This window comes from Streptomyces sp. ERV7 (assembly GCF_001653515.1).
Classification (GTDB): domain Bacteria; phylum Actinomycetota; class Actinomycetes; order Streptomycetales; family Streptomycetaceae; genus Streptomyces.
This window is the reverse complement of sequence record NZ_LYOY01000109.1, coordinates 1-21,402: the sequence shown is the minus strand read 5'-3', so window position 1 is coordinate 21,402 and position 21,402 is coordinate 1. Positions and strand designations below refer to the sequence as shown.

The window sequence follows — 21,402 nt, the reverse complement described above, 5'->3', positions numbered from 1 at the left end:
GCATGGTCGTCCATCCCTTAGCGGGTGCGCCCCGCCTCGGACGCGGGACACACGTCCTGGCGACTCGGGCCGGACTCCGGATCGGGTCGGGATCCGCTACCGGCTGGGCGCACCTCTCGAAGCGCCGGGCCGCACTGAGGCCCCGCACTGGCTGGATGAAAGCGCCTCGGGGGTGACACGTCAAGTACCCCCGAGGGCCTGCCGTCCACGTGCCGCCGGGCGCCACGCACCACGTCAGGGCACAACAGTGCGCTTTTGGCCGAGCCGTGCGGGCTTTCGGCCTACTTGCCCGTACGGGATGCCCAACTGATCCGAACCGCACTAGATGTGAGGGCTCATCACCTTGCCCTGGCGTCTCCGGAGGATCACTTGAAGAATCGTTTCAGCAGGCTGCGGATCCTGATGGGCGCGGGCACTTCCGGGGCCGCGCTCGTCGCGACGGTCCTGTTCGGCGCCGCCCCCGCCCAGGCCGCCGCACCCGCCGGGGACACGGCCGCGAGCACCACGGGCGCGGCGCGACCGGTGGCCCCGGCCGCCTGCTCGGGCACCTACCAGGGCGACGAGCGGCTCGGCCCGCAGTATCTGCCCAAGCCCTGGCAGGACCCGGTCGGCCCGCTGGTGCTCGGCTACCACCGCACCGGGCACCTCAGCCCCACGGCGTTCCTCGCCACCTACTGGGACAGTACGGCGGGCAGTTGGAAGTACCCGCCCAACGACGGCTTCGCCAACCGCCCCGACGGCAGTCTCGACAAGCGGGCGGTGCGGCTGCGCGTCGGCGAGGACCTGGACCGCTTCGGCTCCGAGTACGGCGCCTTCCTCGCCCCGGCGGGGGCGGGCTACGGCCGCCGGGCGCTGCCGCCGCAGAGCCTGATCACCCGTGAGACCGCCTACCCGTGTGCCTACCACGCGTACGAGGTGACCAGGAGCTTCACCGTCTGGGAGGGCCGGATCGCGCCCTGGTTCGAGCAGCGCGGCGGCGGCGAACAGGTGAAGCTGGACCCGGCGTTCGTCGACCCGGGCGAGGGGCAGAGGCTCAATGTGAAGTGGCTGCTCGACCACGGGTATCTGAAGGCGGAGAACAACCCGGCGGCGGCCAGGAGCGCGCTGGCGGGCGTGGCGGGCGGCTGAGCGCGCCTTTCCGCTAGGGCGCGCTGAACACCAGCTCGGACCAGCGCACCCCGGGGCGGCCGTGCAGATCGGCGCGGCCGCCCCGGTGGGCGACTCGCAGCCCCGCCGCCTCGGCCAGCGCGACCGTCTCGTCCTCCGGCACGTCGAACATGCGCCGCCCGGACGGCACCGGGCCGCTGCGCACGGTCATCGCCAGTGTGCCGCCGGGGGCCAGCAGCGCGGCGACGGTCCGCATGCCCCGGGCGCGCTCCGCGGCGTCCAGGTGCATCCACACCGCGGTGAGCAGGATCAGACCGAACCGCTCGCCCCGCCCGGCCAGCACCGGCAGATCGGGCAGTGCGTCGTCCAGCCAGGTCAGGGCGGTGTCCGCGTGCAACCGCTCGCCGTGCAGACGCAGTTCGGCGGTCGGCTCGACGGCCGTGACGGTGTGGCCGAGCCGGGCCAGCGCCGCCGCGTCCCGCCCGGTCCCCGCGCCGAGGTCCAGGGCCCGTACGGGCGAGGCCGGATAGAGGTGCAGCAGCGCGCCGTGCACCTCCTCGAAGGTGACGCTCTCGTACTGCTCGGCCAGCGCGTCGGCCTCCACGCCGTACCCCTGCGTCCCCGCCACGGTGTCGTTCACCCGGTCAGGCTAAACGATCAGTGCGGGGCGGCTCACCGCGAAGGAGATCCTCAGAGCCTGTCTTTGAACCCCCGTCTGCGCCCCGACGCCCGGCACGCACGCTCGCCGCACGGTGTCCCAGGACAGGTGGCTCCGCCACATGACCTGGGACACCGCACGCCGATCGCACGCACCGACCGCCGCTGCGCCCGCCCTCCGGGCGGACGACGGGGGTTCAAAGACAGGCTCTCAGCCCCGCGTGATGCCCAGCGCCGCCCGCACCTCCTTGATGAGCCGCTTGTCCAGGCCGTTCAGGCTCATCCGGTTCTTGGTCAGCGCGAAGGAGAAGCGGTGGGCGGGGTCGCCGGAGGCGGCGCTTCCGCCCGAGCCGTTGGTGCCGAAGCCGCCGTCGGGGGAGCGGACCACCGAGCCCGCGCCGCCGAGCATGAAGCCGTAGCCCTTCAGGAGGGGGAAGCCCAGGGAGCGGTCCTCGCCCGATGTCCTCGGCGTCGTCGCCTCCTTGAGGGTGGCCTGAGACACCAGCCGTACGCCGTCGAGCTCGCCGCAGACCAGCGCCGCGTACATCCGGGCCGCGGCGCGGGCCGTCATCGTCCCGTTGGCCGGGAGCGCGGCCCGGCGGTAGTCGGCGCGGTTGGCGAGTGCGGCCACCGGCAGCACCGGCCGCGGTGCGAAGACCAGGAACGGCGAGTCGTGCGGCATCCCGTCCAGATAGTCCGACCAGCCGCCGTCGTAGCAGAGGGCCACCCGGTCGAGCAGAGGGTCCGGGACCGAGAACAGAAGCGAGTCGGCGACCCCCAGCGGCCCGGCCAGCTCGTCCCTCAGCAGTGCGTCGCAGGTACGGCCGGTGGCCCGGCGCAGGGTCTCGGCGAGCAGCACGCCGTACGTCCAGCCGTGGTATCCGCTCGCTGTGCCCGGCTCCCACAGCGGTGCCTGCCCCGCCAGCCAGTCGCCCATCGCCGGCACGTCGAACAGCTCCTCCGGCGTCACCCCGGCGGGCAGCTGCGGCAGCCCCGCCGAGTGCGACAGCACCTGGCCGAGGGTGATGCGCTCCTTGCCCCGGGCCGCGAACTCCGGCCAGTGGGCGGCGATCGGGGTGTCGTACGCCAGCGTGCCTCGGTCCACCAGAACCGCCACCAGCGCCGCCGCGACCCCCTTCCCCGTCGACCAGGCGGGCACCAGCGTCTCCGCCTCCATCGGCCGCGCGCCCTCGACGTCGGCCAGGCCCGCCCAGGCGTCGACGACGAGTTCGCCGTCGAGACAGGCCGCCACCTGGACGCCCGTCTCCTCGCCGGAGGAGACCGCCTCGTCGAGGATCTCCTGGGCCCGGGTCTGGGCGGCGTTGCGCGGTCGTGCCTCGGTCATCCCACTGCTCCCCACTCGCGCCGGTGGCCGCCCGCCGCGCGGCGCGACGGACGGCCACCCATGTCGTACCGCCAGGCTAACTGGCTACATCCTCGCGAACTCCGATCCCGTGATCACCTGGAACGGCAGCCACGTCGAAGTGGCCGTCCCCGGCAGGCTGTTCTGGGTCCGCAGCGTGGTCAGCTCGTCGGCCGACAGCGCCTTGCGGGTGATCCGGAACTCGTCGAGCGCGCCGGTCAGCGGGTTGGTCCCGTCCGTCTTGGCGCCCAGCCGGAAGCCGTCCACGGAGTAGGTGTCGCTCGCGGTCACCGAGCCCGCCGGGGCCGCCGCACTGCCCAGTGTCCGCCCGTCGACGATCAGCAGGAGCTGTCCGTCCGCCCGTTCCAGGGCCACGTGGTGCCAGGCCCCGTCACCGAAGCCGTCCGCCGCCGAGCCGTCCACCGCCGCGACCACCGTGGTCGCCGTGTCCGTCTCGAACGCCGCGTACAGCCGGTCCTGCGCGGGCTGGGCCCGCAGCCAGATCTGCCGCTCCGATGCGCCGCTCCCGTACGCCCACACCAGGACCTGGTCCGGACTGCCGCTGGCGGCCGAGTACTTGAGCCAGGTGCTGAGGGTGAAGTCGGCGGAGCCGAGCGCGGTGGCCGCTCCGTACGGCAGGTCCACGGCGTCGTCGGAGCCGTCGAAGGCGAGCGCGTCGCCGAACTTCCCCGGCGTCGTCGCCGCGCCGCCGCGCACCAGGCCGTGGCCGCAGTGGACGGTGGAGTCCGGGGTCGCCGGACCCGCCGCGGGCCGCACCACGTCCTTGGCGCCGGTGTACTGGTTCTCGAACGACCACCACAGCGCGGGCGGATCGGCCGGGTACGAGCCGGACGAACCCGCGGTGGAACCCGCGACCGTGGAGACCTCGGCGGTCGTGAGCGCCCGGTGGTAGATCCGGAACTCGTCCACGTCACCGTCGAACACACTGGTGTTGTCGAGCTTCGAGCCGACCCGCACACCCTGCTGGCCGCTGCCCTGCGCGGGCGTGAGCGAGCCGCTCAGACCGCTCACGGTGGCCGGGGTCCGCGCGTCCACGCCGAGCGTGACCTTGTCGGCCGAGCGGGTCAGCGTCATCAGATGCCAGGTGCCGTCCCCGAACGACCGCGTCGACGTGGTGTCCGGGAGCGCGACGGCCACCGAGCCGGTGTCCGACTGCACCCAGGCGTAGAGCCGGTCCTGCGACGGCTGGGCGCGCACCCACAGCTGCGGACTGCCGCCGCCCGTCCCGTACGCCCACACCAGCGCCTGGTCCGGGGAGGTGGAGCCCGCCGCGTACCGGAACCAGAGGGAGTACGTGAAGTCGTCCGCGCCGACGTCGAGCGTCGGTGAGAACCCGGTCTCGGTGCCCGGATGGGTGCTGTCGACGGTCGCCGCCAGCGATCCGATCCGGCCCGTCGGCAGGGTCGGCACGCCCCCGAGGAGGGTGCCGCCGGCGCAGTGGCCGGAGACGTCGTCCTCGATGGTGATGCGGCGCCGGTCCGGGACGACCGCCGTGTCGATCACCTGGAGGGGCAGCCGTGCCCCCAGCGAACGGGTGGCGGCCTCGGTGTCCAGCTCCGTGGCGTTGGCGCGGACCTGGGTGAGCTGGGCGTCCGTCAGTGCCGTGCGGTAGAGCCGGAACTCGTCGACGGCACCGCCGAACGCGTCGCTCACGCCCGTGTCGGACTTGGCGCCGATCCGGATGCCCTCGACGCCGTTCTGCGGTGCGTCCGTGACGGAGCCGGACACGCCGGCCGCCGTCCCGGTGACCGTGCCGTCGACGGTGAGCCGGATCTGCGCGCCCGAGCGGACGAGCGCCGCGTGGTGCCACTGGTCGTCGCCGAACGCCACACCCGACGAGGGGTCGGCCAGCGTCAGCCAGGCACCGCCGCCCGCGCCCTGCACCCAGGCGTAGAGCCGGTCGTCGGCGGGCTGGGTGCGCAGCCACACCTGCGGCTTGGTGCTGCCCTGCCCGTACGCCCAGAACAGCGCCTGCTGCTTGCTCGCGGTCGTCGCCGCGTACTTGAACCAGAGCGAGTACGTGAAGTCGCCCGCGCCCGGGTCGATGCTCCTGCCGTACGGCACGTCGGCGTAGTCGCCCGTACCGTCCAGGACCAGGCCCTGCCCGAACCGGCCGCTTGCGAGGGCCGCGTTGCCCTGGAGGTAGGCGTCGTTGGCGTCCGGCCCCGCATCCGGGCTGGTGCGGCCGGCCGCCGGGCTCTTCTGCGGGGAGGCCTTGCCGGTGAAGGTACCCGGTATCCCGAGGGCGCCCGGCGTGGTCACGTTGAAGCGGATCTCGTCGGCGGAGTTGCTGGGGCCGCCCTCGTAGAGGAGGCCGAGCTCACCGCTGTCGAGCTCGGCGAGGTCGGAGTAGGAGGCGCGGTCGTTGCTGATCAGGCCGTTGGAGGCGGCCGTCCATGTGGTGCCCTGGTCGGTGGAGTAACGGATCTTCATCAGCTTGCGGTCGGAGGGGTCCGACGGCGCCGAGAAGACCATGGTGTCACCGGGTGTGTGCTGATACGTCTGGCGCAGTGTGAGCGCCGAACCCTGCACCTCCGGGGTGATCAGGCCCGGGACGACCGTCGAGGCGGGGACGGTGGTGCCCCCGTCGGTGCTCACCGCGCGGGTGCGGTGGTTGGCGCTGCCGCCGATCTCGTTGCGGGCCGCCAGATAGACACCGCCGCCCGGCAGTTCGGTCACGGAGACCTCGCCGGGCTTGACCGCGCCCGCCACATAGGAGTTGGCGGTGGTGCTCGCCTGCCAGGTGGCGCCGTGGTCGTCGCTGTAGAGGACGCCCGCGTAGCGCGTGGTCGCGTCGGGGTTCTGGTGGGCGCCGACGACCAGCCGTCCGGCGTGCGCGCCCGCCGTCAGCTGGACGCCGTGCGAGGGGCCGGTGGCGAACCAGCCGGTGTTGGCGCCGCTGAACGTCGGCAGCGCCTTGGGTGCGCTCCAGCTCACCCCGTCGTCGTCGCTCCGCTGGACCCAGGGCAGCCGGGGACCGGTCGGCGTCTGCTCGTTGGAGGTGGTCAGCAGGAAGACCGAGCCGGTCTCGCGGTCCACCACGGGCGCCGGATTGCCCCGGGTGAAGGGCGCCGTACCGTCGGTGGGGCTGCCCTCCAGGACCACATGGACCGGGCCCCAGGTGCGGCCGTCGTTGGTGGAGCGGCGCATCACCAGATCGATGTCACCGCGATCGGCGCAGGTGGGGGACTTGCGCCCCTCGGCGAACGCGAGCAGGGTGCCCGCCTTCGTCTTCACCAGGGCCGGGATGCGGTAGCAGCCGTAACCGCCCACACCGGAGCGGAACAGCACCTGCTCGGCGCCGACGAGGGCGCGCGAGGACGCCAGCGGGCCGCTCGCGTACGAGACCGGCGCGGCGAGAAGGAGGGAGACGGCCGCGACGACGAGGGCGACCAGCCCGGCGACGGCCCCGGCGGGCGAGGGTCCGCACCGTGCGACGCGAGCGCCGCGTGATGCGGGTGGGTTGTACGGGGTGAACGACATGGGGATCATGGTGATGATCGTCCGGTACCGGATTCGACCAACATCCGGTGACCAGCCGCTGAACGGCCTGTGAAGATGTGCGCACACCGTCGGCCGGTCGGCCGAGGGGCGCCGGTGCGTCAGCCCCGCGCCGCCGACACCAGAGCCGCCGCCGCCTCGCGGGCCTGGAGCGCGGGCTCGGCGCTGTGGAAGATGCCGGCCGTCACCATCGCGCCCTCGGCCAGCAGCGTCAGAGGGCCGGCGAGGTGCTCGGGCAGCCCCGCCTCCGCGACGAGCGAGCCCAGGTACTCCCGGAACGCGCTCTTGTGGGCGCGCGCCTGGGCCGCGACCCGGGCGGAGGAGGCGCCGAGTTCGCCGTACGCGTTGATCCATGCGCAACCGCGGAAGCCGGGCTCGCCGAACCAGCGGTGCAGATGGTCGAAGACGGCCAGGATCCGCTCCTCCGGCTCCGCGCACTGCTCGACGTCCTGCGCCAGACGCCCGCGCCACACCGTGTCCCGGCGCTCCAGATACGCCTCCACCAGCTGTTCCTTGGCGGGGAAGAGGGCGTAGAGCCGCTTGAGCGAGACGCCGGAGGCGGCGCGGATCTCGTCCATGCCGACGCTCTGGATGCCCCGCCCGTAGAACAGCGTCCCGGCGGCGTCGAGCGCCCGCTCCCGTGCGACTGCGCTGTCCATGACCTCACCACTCCTTGAACTGAGAACGACCGTTCTCTAGAGTAGCCGCAGGACGGGGAGAACGTACGTTCTCCGTCGTTCGTCACGCCCGTTCGCGCCCATCAGCCCCGAGGAGCCCGCCATGACCGCACGTCCGCCCCTGCCCCCCTTCGATCCGGACACCGCCCGGCAGAAGGTCCAGGCCGCCGAGGACGCCTGGAACACCCGCGACCCCGAGAAGGTCTCGCTCGCGTACACCGAGGACTCCCGCTGGCGCAATCGGGACACCTTCGTCACCGGGCGGGCCGAGATCGTCGAGCTGCTCACCGCCAAGTGGGCACGCGAGCTCGACTACGCCCTGCGCAAGGAGCTGTGGGCCTTCGACGGCGACCGCATCGCGGTGCGCTTCCAGTACGAGTGCCGGGACGCGTCGGGGCAGTGGTGGCGCAGCTACGGAAACGAGCTCTGGGAGTTCGACGAGAACGGTCTGATGGCCCGCCGTGAGGCGAGCATCAATGACGTGCGGATCGGCGAATCGGAACGTCGGATCTTCGGAACACGCCCCGATTCCGAGCGGGGAGTTCCTTTTCCGCTCCGCTGAACAGGCGAATTTTGGAGTGATCGGCCCGGCGGTCTCGTTCTTCCAGGCGGCACCTGTCCGTCAGTGATCCGAGAACCAGAGGGATGGAAGTACCTATGAAGCTCACCAAGCGGGCCGGCCTCGCGGCCATGATGACGTGCATGGCCACGGCGGCGGCGGTCACGCCCGCCGTGGCCGGGTCGTCCGTACCCGTCACGGTACCGCTGGAAGGTCTGGACACGGCGCTGCCGTTCGAAGCCCCCTCGGTGAGCACTGGCGTACCGATCCCGATGCCGGGTTCCCCGGGCGGGCCGCGTCACGTCGTCGGCTCGCTGACGCCGTCGCCGCTGCTGCCGAAGCTGCCGGTCACCACGGAGCTGCCGCCGACGCTGCTCAACGCGCCGCTGACCGATCCGCTCACCGACGACAAGCTCGGTTCGGCGGCCGTCACCACGCCGTCCTCGCCGCTGCGCGCGGAGAGCCCGGGGGCGATCCTGGAGGCGCCGCTCACCCCGCCGCAGGCCGAGCTGTTCGGATTGCCCGAGCTCAGCGAGCCGCAGGCCGGACTGCTCGCCCCGACGCTGCGCGGCGCGCCCACCGCCAACCTCGGGCTCCTGTAGGGCTGTTCTCCCAGCAGTCGCTAGCGCATCACGCGTTCATCTGTCAAGAGCACTAGAAATGCGCGGACTCGGGCTCGTAGCGTGCTGAACAGCCCCCACCGTTGCACGAAGGAGCTCTTCCGTGGACCACTCGCGTCTTGTCGAGGTCAGTGAATACGTCAACCGCAATGCCCCTCACCTCGCATTCGAGAAGTCGTCATTCAGTGACCTCGACTACTCCAAGGATTGCGTCGGATTCGCCGTGGACGGCGACCGGATCGCCGTGACGCATACGAAGGACACCGGGGCACCGGTTCTGAGGTACACCCGGTCCGAGATCGCCGCCATGGTGCGCGCGGCGAAAGCGGGACAGCTGGACAAGTTCTGCTGAGTCCCTCGCTTCCCCCCGCCGCCCGCGGCCGCCACCGACGCGGCCGCGGGCGGCGTGCTGTCCTGATCACGACGTTCTGCTGAACGCAATGTTCCGGCCGAATCGACGCCGCCGCGGCGGGGGTTGTGAAGCCTTCACCACACAGCCCCACAGGCCGCCCCGGAGCCCGTGCCACCGCTGCGACGGGGGCGGGGACGGGTCTACCGGCCCGTAGGACGGGGGGATCGGGCGGCGCCGTACGGGGTAAGGGATCCGTGCGGGCATGCGAATTTGCGACACCGTACGCACAGTTTCCACATCCCGGGGCGAATTTGTTCGCGAAGTCGGTCACTATCACGGCCGTTGAGTACGTCATAGATGCGTATACCGAACAACGCCCGGCGACCGGCCGCCGGTGACTGTCCCGACGAGGGGGGCGACATGGAAGAGATCTGCGTTCCGTTGTATGTCGAACTACTGCACGAGGGTGATGCCATGACCCCCGTGGAGGCCTTGATGGCTTACGACCCCGCCGACCCGCTCGCCGTTTCGGTCGAATTCGTCTGCGGCAATGGCATGCATACGACATGGACGATGGGGCGCGATCTCGTGGCGGAGGGGCTGATCTCCCGCTGCCCGGTCGGCCTCGGAGATGTGCGGGTCTGGCAGTACGGCGACAGCGGACTGCGGATCCGGCTGCACTCGGACGAGGGCAGCGCGGACCTCCTCGCCGAGATCGAGGACGTCGCCGACTTCCTGTCCCGTACCTATCAACTCGTGCCCGAGGGCAGCGAGCTGGACGGCTGTGACGTCGACGAGGTGATCCGGATGCTGCTCGCCACCACACCGGTGCAGGGGCGCTGCTGGTGCGGCCACGAGTACCCGTGCCTGGACCACGGCGCCGAGTGAGCCGCCCCGCCCCTCCCGCACGGCGCCGCCTCAGCGCAGCTGCGAGGCGCCGAACCGCGCCAGCCGGTCCGCGGTCGCACTCCCCGGGGGAGGGGTGAAGAGCACCAGGCGGTGATCGCCCTCGGGGGCGAGCAGCACCTGGCAGAACAGGTCGAACGGGCCGAGCTCCGGGTGGAGCACACGGACCCGGTCGCGCCTGCGGACGGCGACCTCGTGCAGCTCCCACAGCGCCGTGAACTCGGGACTGACGCGCTGCAGCCGGGAGATCAGCCGCGCCGACTCCGCGTCGCCGAAGCGGCGCGCCGCGGCCGCGCGCAGATCCGCCACATGGAGGTGGCTGTAGTAGCTGTGCTCCTCCTGCGGGTACGGGAGGCGGGCGGACGGTTCGGTGAACCAGCGCCAGACGACGTTGCGGCCGTGCTCGGTGACCGTGCACACCTCGCCGAGAAGCTCGCGCGCCATGGGGTTCTGGACGAGCACGTCACCGAGGTCGCTCAGCACCACGGCCGGGGTCCCGGCGAGCTGTTCGAGCAGATGCAGCAGCCCGGGGCTCACCTCGCCGTCGCAGGAGTGCGCGGCGGGCGGGCGGTGCCCGGCGAGCAGATACAGGTGGTCGCGCTCGTCGTCGCTCAGCCGCAGGGCCCGGGCCAGCGCGGTGAGCATCTGGGGCGAGGGCTGCGGCCCCCGCGCCTGCTCCAGACGGATGTAGTAGTCGGCGGACATCCCGGCGAGCTGCGCGACCTCCTCGCGCCGGAGCCCCGGGGTGCGGCGGCGCGGCCCCGCGGGGAGTCCGGCGTCCTGCGGGGTGACCCGGTCACGGCAGCGGCGCAGGAAATCAGCGAGCTGGCGGCGGTCAGTCGTCATGATCATCATCATGGCGGACGCCGGCCGCCGGAACCAGGGACCGTCGGTACCAGGGTCCGCTGGACCCGCGCTGGACCCGGCGTCACCGCTCGTCGCCGCGGCCCGGTCCGCTGTACGGGACGGGTCCGCAAGGCGGGCGTAAGGCTACCGACAGAGCCGCCGTCACAGTGGAGGCCATGGAGTCTGCGACGGGGAGCCGCGAGCCTGCCGAACGGCTGCTCGTGGAGATCGTGGAAGCGGTGCTGGCCCGCACGGGGGTCGGGCCAGTCACCGGTGGTTCGTGGCGGCTGCGCGAGGGGGACTTCTGGTGCCATGTCTCGCCGCCGGGCGAGGCCGTCCGGCTGCAGGGCTGGAAGCTGCACGTCGCCGCGACACCACTGGCCGCGCCCCTGGTCCTGGCGCGGGCCGCGGAGGTGCTGGTGCGCCACGGGTGCCGGTTCAAGTTCGCCGGGACCATCGGCCGGGCCGGCGACCTCGTCTCGCACCGCTACGACCGGGGCGGCGGCGGGAAGTTCCTCACCGTCTACCCCGAGGGGGGCGACGCCCGGCTGCGGGAGCTGGCCGCCGAGCTGCACCGGGCGACCCTGGGGCTGCCCGGCCCCGCGATCCTCTCCGACCGGCCCTGCTTCCCCGGCAGCCTGGTCCACTACCGGTACGGGGTGTTCACCGGGGTGCCCGCGCTCGGTGACGACGGGATCCGCGGCGCCATGCTGGTCGCGCCCGACGGCCGGCTGGTCCCCGACCGGCGCCGGGCCTGGTTCGCGCCGCCCGAGTGGGCCCCGCGCGACCCGTTCACCCGGCGCGAGCCCGCCGTCACGGGGGGCCGGGCCACCCCGGCCGAGGTGCTGCTCGACGGGCGCTTCCTGGTACGCGGGGTGATCCGGCACGCCTTCGGGGGCGGCGTCTTCCGGGGCGTCGACGAGTTCACCGGCGACCCCGTGATCATCAAACAGGCGCGTCCGCACACGGCCGCCACCCTGACCGGCCGGGACGCGCGGGACCTGCGGCGCCACGAGGCGGCGATGCTGGAGGCGTTCGCCGGGAGCGGCTTCACCCCGGCCCCGGTCGCGCTCTTCGAGCAGCAGGGGGACCTGTTCCTGGTCCAGGAGGCCGTCGACGGTGTGACGCTCCGTCAGTGGGTCGTGGACCGGCTGGAGTTCGGTACGGACGAGCGGTGGGGGGTCCCCGTCGTCGACGCCCTGCGCCGGGCGCGCTCCCTGGCCTGTCTGATGCGGCTGGTGCACGCCGAGGGATGGGTCCTGCGGGACTTCAACCCCAACAACGTCATGGTCACCGGCGACGGCGAACTGTTTCTGATTGACCTGGAGATGCTGGCCCGCCCGGGCGAGCCCGCCGTGCGGATCCACACCCCCGGATACGCGGCGGCGGAACAGGTGCACGCGCCCCGCCACGGCTCCGCACCCACGGTGACCGCCGACCTCTACAGCCTCGGCGCGACCCTCTTCCACCTCGTCACCGGGGTCGACCCGCTGCTCGCCGCCGACGACCCCGGGGTGCGCGGCAACGCCGGCCGCCTCGCCGCCTGGCTCGGCCGTCTCGCCCCCGGCAACGAGGCCGCACGCCTGCTCGCCCCGCTGATCGTGGCCCTGCTCGACGACGACCCGGCCCGGCGCCCCGGCCTCGACGAGGTGCTCGACCGGCTGGACGAAGCCGCCGGCGCCACCGCCGGGCCCCGTGCCACCGCCGCGGCGCCGGGCGGGATCGGCCTCGCCGTCACCGAGGCCGATCCCGCCCCCGCGACGGGCGGACGCGTCCTGTCCGAGCCCGAGCTGAAGGAGCTGACCGCCGACGGGATCGACCATCTGCTGGCCACCGCCGACCCGCGGGCGGCGGACCGGCTCTGGCCGTCGGGGCCGGTGGGCGGCGCCACCGACGCGTTCAACGTCCAGCACGGCGCCGCAGGGGTTCTGGGGGTGCTCGTCCGCGCGTACGAGGTCGGTGAGCACCCGGCGGTCCTCGACGCCGTACGGAGCACCGCCACCTGGATCGCCGACCGGGTCGGCCGTGAGCCGCGCACCCTGCCCGGCCTCTACTACGGACGCTCCGGCACCGCCTGGGCGCTGCTCGACGCGGCCCAGCTGATGGGCGACGAGCCCCTGTTGGGGCACGCCATGGAACTGGCGGCCCGGGTGCCGGTCCGCCGGTCCGCTCCCGACGTCTGCCACGGGGTGGCCGGTGCCGGGCTGACCCAGCTGAGGTTCTGGGAGGCCACACGGGAGCGGCGCTATCTCGACCGGGCCGAGGAGGCGGGCGCGGAGCTCGCCGCCACGGCCCGGCGGCGCGAGGGGCGGCTGCTGTGGCCGGTGCCGCGCGCGATCCTGTCCACCCCCGACGACGTCGTGCACTACGGCTTCGCCCACGGGGTCGCGGGCATCGGCGCGTTCCTGCTCGCCCTCGCCCGCACCACCGGCGACAGCGCGCCCGCCGAACTCGCCGTCGAGGGCGCCCGGACGCTGCTCGCCGTCGCCGAGGTGGCGGACGGGGCCGCGTACTGGCGCTCCGGCGAGAAGGGCGGCCCGCGCAAGACGCACTGGTGCAGCGGCTCCTCGGGGATCGGCACGTTCCTGCTGCGGGTCTGGCAGGAGACCGGCGAGGACGAGTTCCTCGTGGCCGCGCGCCGGGCCGCCGAGGCCGTGCGCCGCTCCCGCCGGCACGTCGGCACCGCCCAGTGCCACGGCCTCGCCGGGGACGGGGAGTTCCTGCTCGACCTGGCGGACGCCTGCGCCGACCCGGCGTACCGGAGCTGGGCGGCCGAACTCGCGGTGGGCCTGTACGCCCGCAACGTCGTGCGCGACGGCCGCACCCTCGTGCCCGACGACACCGGCACCCAGGTGTGGGCCGACTACGGCACCGGCCTGTCCGGAGTGGTCGCCTTCCTGCTGAGGTCCGCCTGCGGGGGCCCCCGTCTGTGGCTCCCCCGCTCGCTCACCGCCCGCCCCGCCCAAGACTCCGGCATCGGTACGGTGCCGGCCTGCGACACCGCGCAGAGGGGGTGAACACCGTGAGGGAATCCGATGTGACCGCTCTCCAGATGCTCGAAGAGGAGGAGGCGCCCGGCTCCGAGTCCTGGCCGCCGCCCACCGCCGGCTCGTGCTGCAGCACGTTCTGACCCGCCGTCCCGGCCACCGTCGCCACCGCCTCCCCGCGTCGGCGACGGTGGCCTCGACGGCACAACCGCTCTACGAGGAAGCCCTGTTGGGCCCGTAGCGCAGATAGGTGAGCACCGCCGTGACCCTGCGGTGCAGCTGGGACTCCTCGGCCAGGCCGAGCTTGGCGAACGTCGAGTTGACGTGCTTCTCGATGGTCGACTCGGAGAGCGAGAGCGACTCGGCGATGTTCCGGTTGTTCTTGCCCTGCGCCATCTGCCGCAGCACGTCCAGCTCCCGGCGGGTCAGCTGCGCCAGCGGCGCGTCGACCGTGCGGATGTGGCTGCCGACCAGCACCTCCACGATGCGCGGATCGATCACCGAGCGCCCCGCCGACACCTCGCGCAGGGCGCGAAGGAGTTCCTCCAGCTCCCCGATGCGCTCCTTGAGCAGATAGGCCAGTCCGTTGGTGCCCTGCTGGAAGAGGGCGAAGGCGTACTGCTCGTTGGCGTGCTGGGACAGCACCACCACCCCGATGCCCGGATGCGCGGCCCGGATGGTGTGCGCGGCGGCGATGCCCTCGGTGTGGTGGTTCGGCGGCATCCTGATGTCCGCGATCACCGCGTCCGGGCGGAACCGGTCGACCGCGTCCAGGAGTTCCTCCGCCGTGCCCACCGCCGCGATCACATCGACCTCGCCGGTGTCCTCGAGGAGCCGTCGTGTTCCCTCCCGTACGAGATAGTGGTCCTCCGCGATCACGATGCGCATCCGGTCCGGGGCGTCAGGCATGGGCCGTCTCTCTTGAGCGTTCGGTGAGCTGGGCGCGGAGCATGGTGCCGCCGCCGGGCCGGCCGGCGATGGAGAGCCGGCCGCCGACCGCCTCGATCCGGTCGCGCATCCCGGTGAGACCCGAGCCGTGCCGGGAGGCCGCGGGCAGGCCCACCCCGTCGTCGCTGACGTCGAGGAAGAGCGAGCCCTCGGCGCGGGCGATCCGGATGGTCACCCCGTCGGCCCTGGCGTGCTTGAGCACATTGGTCAGTGCCTCGGAGACGAGGAAGAACGCCGCCTCCTCGATCTCCGGCGCGAACCGCGCCGCCGACACCGCGGGGTCCACCTCCACGGTGACGGGAATGGGCAGCCGGCGGGCCTTGGACATCACGGCGGCCGCGAGACCCTGGTCGGTGAGGACGGGCGGATGGATGCCGTGGGCCACCTCGCGCAGCTCGTCGATGACCCGGTAGGCGTCGTCCTGGAGCTCGGTGAGCGTGGTGTGCACGGTGTCGCCGGTACGGGACAGCTGGTTGCGGGCGAGCCGCAGCTTGGCCACCAGGGCGACCAGCTCCTGCTGGATCCCGTCGTGCAACTGCCGCTCGATGCGCCGCCGTTCGATGTCCTGGGCCTGCACGATCCGGGTGCGCGAGGCGTTGAGCTCGCACGCCTGGCGCTGCACCTCGTCGACCCGGGTGGACAGCTCCGCGGTCAGCAGCGCGTTGTGGACGGCGAGCGCGGCCTGCCGGGCCAGCGTCTCGATCACATCCCGGTCCTCGGGGGTGAACCGGCCCTCCTCCTTGGGCCCGTACTCGATGGAGCCGAGCACCTCCTCCCCGTACCGCAGCCGCACCTCGCCCCACGGGCTCTGCCCGCTGTCCGCCTCCGCCCCGGCCGCCCCGGACCCGAACGGCAGCCGCCCGGGGCCCGCGGGGCCGAGACGCACCCGCACCCAGCGCAGATCGAGCCCCTCGCGCAGGGTGACGGCCAGCTGCGGGCCGAGCCGCTTGAGGTCGTAGGCGTGCTCCAGCGTGGTGCCGCACTGCACCAGGAGCTCGAAGTTGGACGGCCGGGCCCCGAACACGCTCCGCGCGGCGAGCCGGTTGAGCTGGCGGTGCACGGGCTGGAACAGCATGGTCGCGGAGACCGCCACGAACACCGCGAGACCGATCGGCAGATACTGGCCCGCGGTCAGCCCGAGCGCCGTGGTCATGCCCAGGTACCAGGCCCCGATGATGGTCCACAGCACCCCGTAGACCAGCGAGCGCCGGATCGCGAAGTCCATGCCGGGCAGCCGGTGGCGGAAGGCGGCGAACACCAGACCGGACGAGATGGTGATGTACGGCAGCGCCCCGAGGGCGGAGCCGACGAAGTAGTCGAGGCCCCGGCCGGCCAGCCACAGCCGGAACAGCCGGGCCGAGCCGCGGGCGCCGAACACCACGAAGGCGATGAGGGCGATCAGCCACAGCCGGTCCGTGGCCTCCGCGCCGCGCGCCCGCCGCTCGCGCGCGTCCAGGAGCGAGCGGAGCAGCAGAAGCCCGGCGCCCAGGCCCGGTGCCCAGGACTCGGGTTGGACCAGGAGCCATGGCAGGGTGCGGTCCGAGATGGGCAGCGCCATCAGCAGGACGGGGTAGGGCACGAGGACCCAGAGCGCCCGCAGCACCACCCGTTCGTGGCCGTACCGCATCCGTCCGTCCGGCAGCAGCGCCACCAGCCGGCAGATCGTGATCGCGGCGAGGACGTCGAAGGTCCGGGCGACGGCCAGGAACCCCCACTCGCGCGGTGAGGTGGCGTGCCATCCCGTCGCCGGGGGCTTGCCCATCATGAACCGCACGGCCATGCCGATCGCGGCGAACGACCCCGCCGCGAGCAGTCGGCGCGCCACCGGATGCCGTGGGGCGTGCCAGGACAGCGACAGTCCGCCCACATAGATGGGCAGGATGCAGGCCATGGTCCACGGGAGCGTCTGCGCCGCCGAGATCCACGCACCGACCGGCACCCCGAAGAGCACACCCAGCCCGCCGAAGATCGCGAGAACGCGCATCGGCCGTCCCTCAGGCTCCGCCATTCCGCCATTTTCCCGGGCCGCGCGAGCGCTGTACAGAAAGCCTCCCTCACCACCCTTATGGCGGACAGCCTCCATAGGGGAGCGAGGCGGCCCGGATTCCACGGCGGGGCGCGGATGCGCACACTGAAGCGGTGGAGTCCGGCGGCGTGGAAGGCGGACACTCCCGCACACCGCGTCTGACCAGCGCGGCCGGCGGACCCACCCGTGGGCGTACGAACGCATCAGACCCGTCCGACGGGGCGGGCAAGGGGGGAACGGATGAGTACGGCTCAGTTGGAGGAGCACAAGCGGGAGTCCACCGCGGGCCGGGGCGAGCCGGCCCGCGCCGCCCGTCCGCGGGGTCCGGCCGGCGCGGCGGGCGGGGAGCCGCGCACCGGCACCCTCGACGCGGCCGCCGGGGGGCGTCTGACGATGACGCACCACCTGCTCGGGGAGCCCGCGCGGGCACTGGAGGTACACCGGCGCACGGAGCTCACCGGCGCCGCGACCCCGGACGAGATCACCGCCCTGGCGTGGGCCGCCGCCGCGTACCGCGCACACGGCGAACTCCGCCGGGCGCAGGCGTCGGCACGCCGCGCGGTGCGGGCGCTCGCCCACTGCGCCGACCCGGGCGCGCAGGCGATCACCCACTCGGTCGCCGCCGTGGTGGCGGCCTGCGACGGGCGGGAGGCGGTGGCCGAGCACCACCGGGAGCTGGCGGGGGAGGCGGCGTGCGGGTCGGGGGACCCCACGCTCGTCCTGCTGGTGCGCGCCTGCGCCGCACAGGAGCGCATCGAGCAGGGCGACGCCCGCCGCGTGCTGGCCGGGCTGGACACGGCGCTCACCGCGCTCGCGGTGGACGGCGACCGGCCCGAGCCGGCGGAGCTCGTCCTGGCCGCCGGGTGCCTGCGCGGCTCGGCGCATCTGGCGCTGGGTGAACTCGACTACGCGGCCGCCGAGTTCGGCCGCGCGCTGGCGCGCTACCAGCGCCTCGGGGAGGCCTCCGGGCACGCGGCACTCGGCGCCCGGGCGCTGCTCGGGCTCGGCGACGTCCACCGCGAGCGCGGCGCCCTCGGCCCGGCGCGGGCCGCCTACCAGGAGGCGGTGGTGCGCAGTGAGCAGTGCGGCGACCGCCAGGTCCTCGCGGCGGCGCTCACCGGGCTCGCCCTGGCCCGCGGTGCCGAGGAGCCGCGCGCCGCGGCCCTGCTCGCCCGGCGCGCGGTCGGCCAGTGCGAGGGCCGCACCCGGGTCCGGGCGCTGATCGCGGCGGGCTGGGTGGCGCTCGCCGACGAACGGCCGGAAATCGCGGCCGAGGCGGCCCGCCAGGCCGCGGGCGAACCCGGCGCCCAGGCCTGCCGTCCGGTGTTCGCGGAGCTCCTGGAGCTGGAGGCGATGTGCACCCGCGAAGCACACGTACGCGAACGGCTCCTGGAGGACGCCCAGGCGATGTGGACCGCCGCACGCCGTCCCGTCGCCGTCGCCCGGGTGGCCGCCGCCCGCGCCCTGCTGTCCGGGGAGGGCGGCCCGCGGTTGCGCGAAGCGGTGGGCAGGCTGCGGCAGTTGGGGGTGCGCGAGCGCGCGGCGGACGCGGCGGGGCTGCTCAACCGGGCGACCGCGCCACTGCGGCCCTCGGCGGCCGTACGGGTCCTCGGCGGCTTCCGGGTCCTGCGGGACGGGGTCCCGGTGGGACCCGAGGAGTGGCAGTCGAAGAAGGCCCGCGACCTGCTGAAACTCCTCGTCGCCCGGCGCGGGCTGCCCACGCCGAGGGAGGCGGTGGTGGAGGCGCTGTGGCCCGAGGAGGACCCCGCGAGGTGCGCCAACCGGCTCTCGGTGGCGCTGTCGATCCTGCGGATGGTGCTGGACCCGGAACGCCGGCTGCCGCAGGACCACTTCATCGCGGCGGACAAGCACGTCATCGGCATCGCCCGGCTCCGCGTGGACGTCCAGGACTTCCTGGCCGCCGCCCGGCACGCCCTCGCGCCGGCCGAGCGCTCCGGCGGCCACGCCTACGCCGCGCTTGCGGACGCCGAACGGCTCTACCGGGGCGACGTGCTGGAGGACGAGCCGTACGCCGAGTGGGCGGTCGCCCTGCGCGAGGAGGCCCAGGCCGTCCACTCGGAACTGCTCGCCCGGCTCGCCACGGCGGCGGCCGAGCGGGGGGACCACCACGCCGAGGTCCACTTCCGGCTGCGTCTGCTGGAGCGCGACCCCTACGACGAGGAGACCCATCTCGCCCTGATCGCCCTGCTCGCGGCGGCCGGCCGGCACGGCGAGGCCCGGCGGCGCCATCTGCTCTACGTCCAGCGGATGGAGGAGATCGACGTGGAGCCCTCGCCGTTCCCGCGCCCGGACCGCCACGCCAGGGGCCCGGCCCGCCCGGCTCAGCGCGGCCGGGACTGATACAGCCGGGCGTGGTAGCGGCCCGCGCTCTCCAGACCGGCCGGGTCGTGGCCCGCGAGCACGACCTGCCCGATCGCGTGGGCGCGCTCGGCCGGGCCGGTGAAGAGCCGCTGGCGATAGGCCCGCGAGGCGTCCGAGGCGGTGACCAGGCCGTGTGCGGCGAGCGCCGAGGCCACCGGCGCGTACGAGACGGTGCGCAGGGCGAACGCGCTCACCCACAGCGGTGTCCGCGCGCATCCGAGCAGTGCCTCGAAGGTGCGGTGGGTGACGTAGCCGATGCCTCCGGTGACCGTGATCAGACCGGTGCGCGCGACCGCCCGGCGCAGCGGCTCGCTCGGCGGGGCGTGCTCCAGGTTCTCGGCGTACGCCTCGTCGAGCAGCCCGACCGCGAGTGCGTAGCCGACGGCACGCTTCGCCGCGTCAAGGCCGACGACCGGGCTCGCGTCGGCCCGGCGCCGGGAGGCGTAGAACGCCCGGTCGTACACGATGAGTTCGGCCGTCGAGAGCTCCGCCACCCGGGGACCGGTGTAGTGCGCGTACAGCTCGGCGAGGGTGAGGTGGTGGTTGAGGAGCGCCGCGTTGATCCCGTACGAGCAGCACAGGTCGAGCACCGTGACCGCGCCGCCCGGGCCGTGGGCCGCGGCCCGGGCGGCCCGGTCACGGCGGAAGACCTCCTGCGCGTGGTGCGGGATCTCGTACTCCAGCGGGGCGAGCCGGCGGAAGTAGGCGCGGGGGTCCGGTGCGTCGTAGATCTCGTCGAAGCGGGTCTTGCCCGGCGACGCATGGCTCGGTCCACGGCTCATGGGGCGTACCTCCGCAGGCAGGGGGCGGGTGTTGGGCGCATGAACCTCTATCGGACTCCCGGAGTACGCCGGAAGGCCGCCCGGCCCGAACCGGCCATCGGGGACCGGGCGGGGGACGGCCCCACGTAGGCTGTGATCACCATGACTCTCTTTGCCATCAGTGATCTGCATGTCGGCCATGCGGAGAACCGCGCGGTCGTCGACGCCTTGCGGCCGGACTCGTCCGAGGACTGGCTGATCGTCGCCGGGGACGTGGGGGAGAAGGCGGACGACGTGCTCCGGGCGCTGGAGCAGCTCGCGGACCGGTTCGCCACCGTCGTCTGGGCGCCCGGTAACCACGAGCTGTGGACACCGCCGGCCGACCCGGTACAGCTGCGCGGCGAGGCCCGCTACACGTATCTGGTCCAGCGGCTGCGCGACTTCGGCGTGGCGACCCCGGAGGACCCCTACCGCCAGTGGCCGGGCCCGGACGGGCCGGTCGTGGTCGCGCCCCTCTTCGTGCTGTACGACTACACGTTCCGTCCCGAGGGCGCCGACACCAAGGAGGAGGCGCTGGCCGTCGCCCACGGCACCGGAGTGGTGTGCGTGGACGAGCACCTGCTGCACCCCGACCCGTACCCCAGCCGCGACGCGTGGTGCCGGGCCCGGGTCGCGTACACCCGCTCGCGGCTCGACGCCGTCGACCCGGCGCTGCCGACCGTACTGGTCAACCACTTCCCGCTGGTACGCGAACCCACCCGGATCCTGCGCCATCCGGAGTTCGCCCAGTGGTGCGGCACGGAGGCCACCGCCGACTGGCATGTGCGCTACCGGGCCGCCGCCGTCGTCTACGGGCATCTGCACATCCCGCGTGCCATCGAGGTCGACGGGGTGCCGCATCTGGAGGTGTCGCTCGGCTATCCCCGGGAGTGGGGCAGCCGGTCGGCGCCGCCGCAGGGGCTCTGCCGCGTCCTGCCCGCACCGGACTCGGTGCGGCGATGGTGACCCGCGCGCTGCTCGCCGGGCTGCTCCCGGCCGGGGTGGCCGTGGCGGAGCTGTTCGCGGACCCGCCCTCGGTCGAGCTGTTCCCGCAGGAGGCGGCGCTGGTGGCCAAGGCGGTGGACAAACGCAAGCGCGAGTTCGCCACCGTACGGCTGTGCGCGCGCACCGCGCTGGCGCAGCTGGGGCATCCGCCCGGCCCGATCCTGCCCCTGGGGGAGGGCCCGGCCTGGGCGCAGCGCGCCCCGCGCTGGCCGGACGGCGTCGTCGGCAGCATGACGCACTGCGACGGCTACCGCGCGGCCGCCGTCGCGCCCACCTCGGCCATCGCCTCGGTCGGCGTGGACGCCGAGCCCAACGCCCCGCTCCCGGACGGGGTGCGGACGATGGTCACCCGGCCCGAGGAGGGCCTCACCCTGGACCGGCTGGCCGTCTCGCATCCGGCCGTGGCCTGGGACCGCCTGCTGTTCAGCGCCAAGGAGAGCGTCTTCAAGGCGTGGTTCCCGCTGACCGGCCGCTGGCTGGACTTCGGTGACTGCGTGATCACCCCGGACCCCGAACGCGGCACCTTCACGGGCGCGTTGCGGGTGCCCGGCCCGGTGGTCGACGGCGTCCGGCACGACGTGTTCAGCGGGCGCTGGCGCACGGTGGAGGGGGAGGACGGGGAGCTGGTGGCCACCGTCGTGGTCG

17 protein-coding genes are annotated in these 21,402 nt (G+C 73.6%); 9 read left to right on the top strand and 8 right to left on the bottom strand.

The window, feature by feature from the left end; all coding sequences use genetic code 11:
- Positions 1-402 precede the first annotated feature (402 nt).
- Entirely contained in the window at positions 403-1,128 is a 726-nt protein-coding gene (locus A8W25_RS31480) for a TNT domain-containing protein (RefSeq protein WP_067167939.1), read from the top strand.
- 13 nt (positions 1,129-1,141) lie between these two features.
- Here A8W25_RS31480 and A8W25_RS31475 read toward each other — a convergent pair whose 3' ends face one another.
- From A8W25_RS31475 to A8W25_RS31460, 4 genes are all read right to left on the bottom strand, one after another.
- The gene (locus tag A8W25_RS31475) at positions 1,142-1,747 is read right to left on the bottom strand and encodes a class I SAM-dependent methyltransferase (RefSeq protein ID WP_199831888.1); all 606 of its coding nucleotides are present in this window, start codon (positions 1,745-1,747) and stop codon (positions 1,142-1,144) included.
- Between the two features lie 228 nt (positions 1,748-1,975).
- Positions 1,976-3,109 (bottom strand): serine hydrolase domain-containing protein, encoded by a 1,134-nt coding sequence (locus A8W25_RS31470; RefSeq protein WP_067167928.1) that lies wholly within the window; start codon positions 3,107-3,109, stop codon positions 1,976-1,978.
- A gap of 84 nt (positions 3,110-3,193) precedes the next feature.
- Positions 3,194-6,640, bottom strand: coding sequence for a sialidase family protein (locus A8W25_RS31465; RefSeq protein ID WP_234386762.1), 3,447 nt, complete (start codon positions 6,638-6,640; stop codon positions 3,194-3,196).
- A 110-nt stretch (positions 6,641-6,750) separates the two neighbouring features.
- Positions 6,751-7,308: a TetR/AcrR family transcriptional regulator gene (locus tag A8W25_RS31460; RefSeq protein ID WP_067167926.1), complete on the bottom strand. Its 558-nt coding sequence runs from the start codon at positions 7,306-7,308 to the stop codon at positions 6,751-6,753.
- A 121-nt stretch (positions 7,309-7,429) separates the two neighbouring features.
- On the opposite strand from A8W25_RS31460, the gene A8W25_RS31455 reads away from it, so the two are divergent.
- From A8W25_RS31455 to A8W25_RS31440, 4 genes are all read left to right on the top strand, one after another.
- Entirely contained in the window at positions 7,430-7,888 is a 459-nt protein-coding gene (locus tag A8W25_RS31455; protein ID WP_067167925.1) for a nuclear transport factor 2 family protein, read from the top strand.
- A gap of 95 nt (positions 7,889-7,983) precedes the next feature.
- Entirely contained in the window at positions 7,984-8,487 is a 504-nt protein-coding gene (locus A8W25_RS31450) for a hypothetical protein (protein ID WP_067167923.1), read from the top strand.
- A gap of 121 nt (positions 8,488-8,608) precedes the next feature.
- The gene (locus tag A8W25_RS31445) at positions 8,609-8,857 is read left to right on the top strand and encodes a DUF397 domain-containing protein (protein WP_067167922.1); all 249 of its coding nucleotides are present in this window, start codon (positions 8,609-8,611) and stop codon (positions 8,855-8,857) included.
- A gap of 495 nt (positions 8,858-9,352) precedes the next feature.
- On the top strand, positions 9,353-9,745 hold the full coding sequence (locus A8W25_RS31440) for an SsgA family sporulation/cell division regulator (protein WP_158942850.1): 393 nt from the start codon (positions 9,353-9,355) through the stop codon (positions 9,743-9,745).
- Between the two features lie 30 nt (positions 9,746-9,775).
- Here the strand turns inward: A8W25_RS31440 and A8W25_RS31435 are convergent, their stop codons facing one another.
- Positions 9,776-10,609, bottom strand: coding sequence for a helix-turn-helix transcriptional regulator (locus A8W25_RS31435; protein ID WP_067167933.1), 834 nt, complete (start codon positions 10,607-10,609; stop codon positions 9,776-9,778).
- Positions 10,610-10,785: 176 nt separating this feature from the next.
- On the opposite strand from A8W25_RS31435, the gene lanL reads away from it, so the two are divergent.
- Positions 10,786-13,626, top strand: coding sequence for a class IV lanthionine synthetase LanL (gene lanL / locus A8W25_RS31430; protein ID WP_067167918.1), 2,841 nt, complete (start codon positions 10,786-10,788; stop codon positions 13,624-13,626).
- Positions 13,627-13,809: 183 nt separating this feature from the next.
- On the opposite strand, the gene A8W25_RS31425 is transcribed toward lanL, so the two are convergent.
- Positions 13,810-14,505, bottom strand: a complete 696-nt coding sequence (locus tag A8W25_RS31425) for a response regulator transcription factor (RefSeq protein ID WP_234386757.1) — start codon at positions 14,503-14,505, stop codon at positions 13,810-13,812.
- Positions 14,498-16,552: a sensor histidine kinase gene (locus tag A8W25_RS31420; protein ID WP_158942848.1), complete on the bottom strand. Its 2,055-nt coding sequence runs from the start codon at positions 16,550-16,552 to the stop codon at positions 14,498-14,500. The genes A8W25_RS31425 and A8W25_RS31420 overlap by 8 nt, the downstream gene beginning before the upstream one ends.
- 258 nt (positions 16,553-16,810) lie before the next feature.
- Here A8W25_RS31420 and A8W25_RS31415 point away from each other — a divergent pair, with 258 nt between their 5' ends.
- Positions 16,811-18,931 (top strand): BTAD domain-containing putative transcriptional regulator, encoded by a 2,121-nt coding sequence (locus A8W25_RS31415; RefSeq protein ID WP_158942846.1) that lies wholly within the window; start codon positions 16,811-16,813, stop codon positions 18,929-18,931.
- On the opposite strand, the gene A8W25_RS31410 is transcribed toward A8W25_RS31415, so the two are convergent.
- Positions 18,913-19,734, bottom strand: a complete 822-nt coding sequence (locus A8W25_RS31410) for a hypothetical protein (protein WP_067167913.1) — start codon at positions 19,732-19,734, stop codon at positions 18,913-18,915. The two genes, A8W25_RS31415 and A8W25_RS31410, sit on opposite strands and share 19 nt — an antisense overlap.
- Before the next feature lie 141 nt (positions 19,735-19,875).
- Between A8W25_RS31410 and A8W25_RS31405 the strand changes: the two genes are divergently transcribed.
- The gene (locus A8W25_RS31405; protein WP_067167930.1) at positions 19,876-20,718 is read left to right on the top strand and encodes a metallophosphoesterase family protein; all 843 of its coding nucleotides are present in this window, start codon (positions 19,876-19,878) and stop codon (positions 20,716-20,718) included.
- 8 nt (positions 20,719-20,726) lie between these two features.
- Positions 20,727-21,402, top strand: a 676-nt coding sequence (locus A8W25_RS31400; RefSeq protein WP_420708544.1) for a 4'-phosphopantetheinyl transferase family protein, incomplete at its 3' end; no start/stop codon positions are given.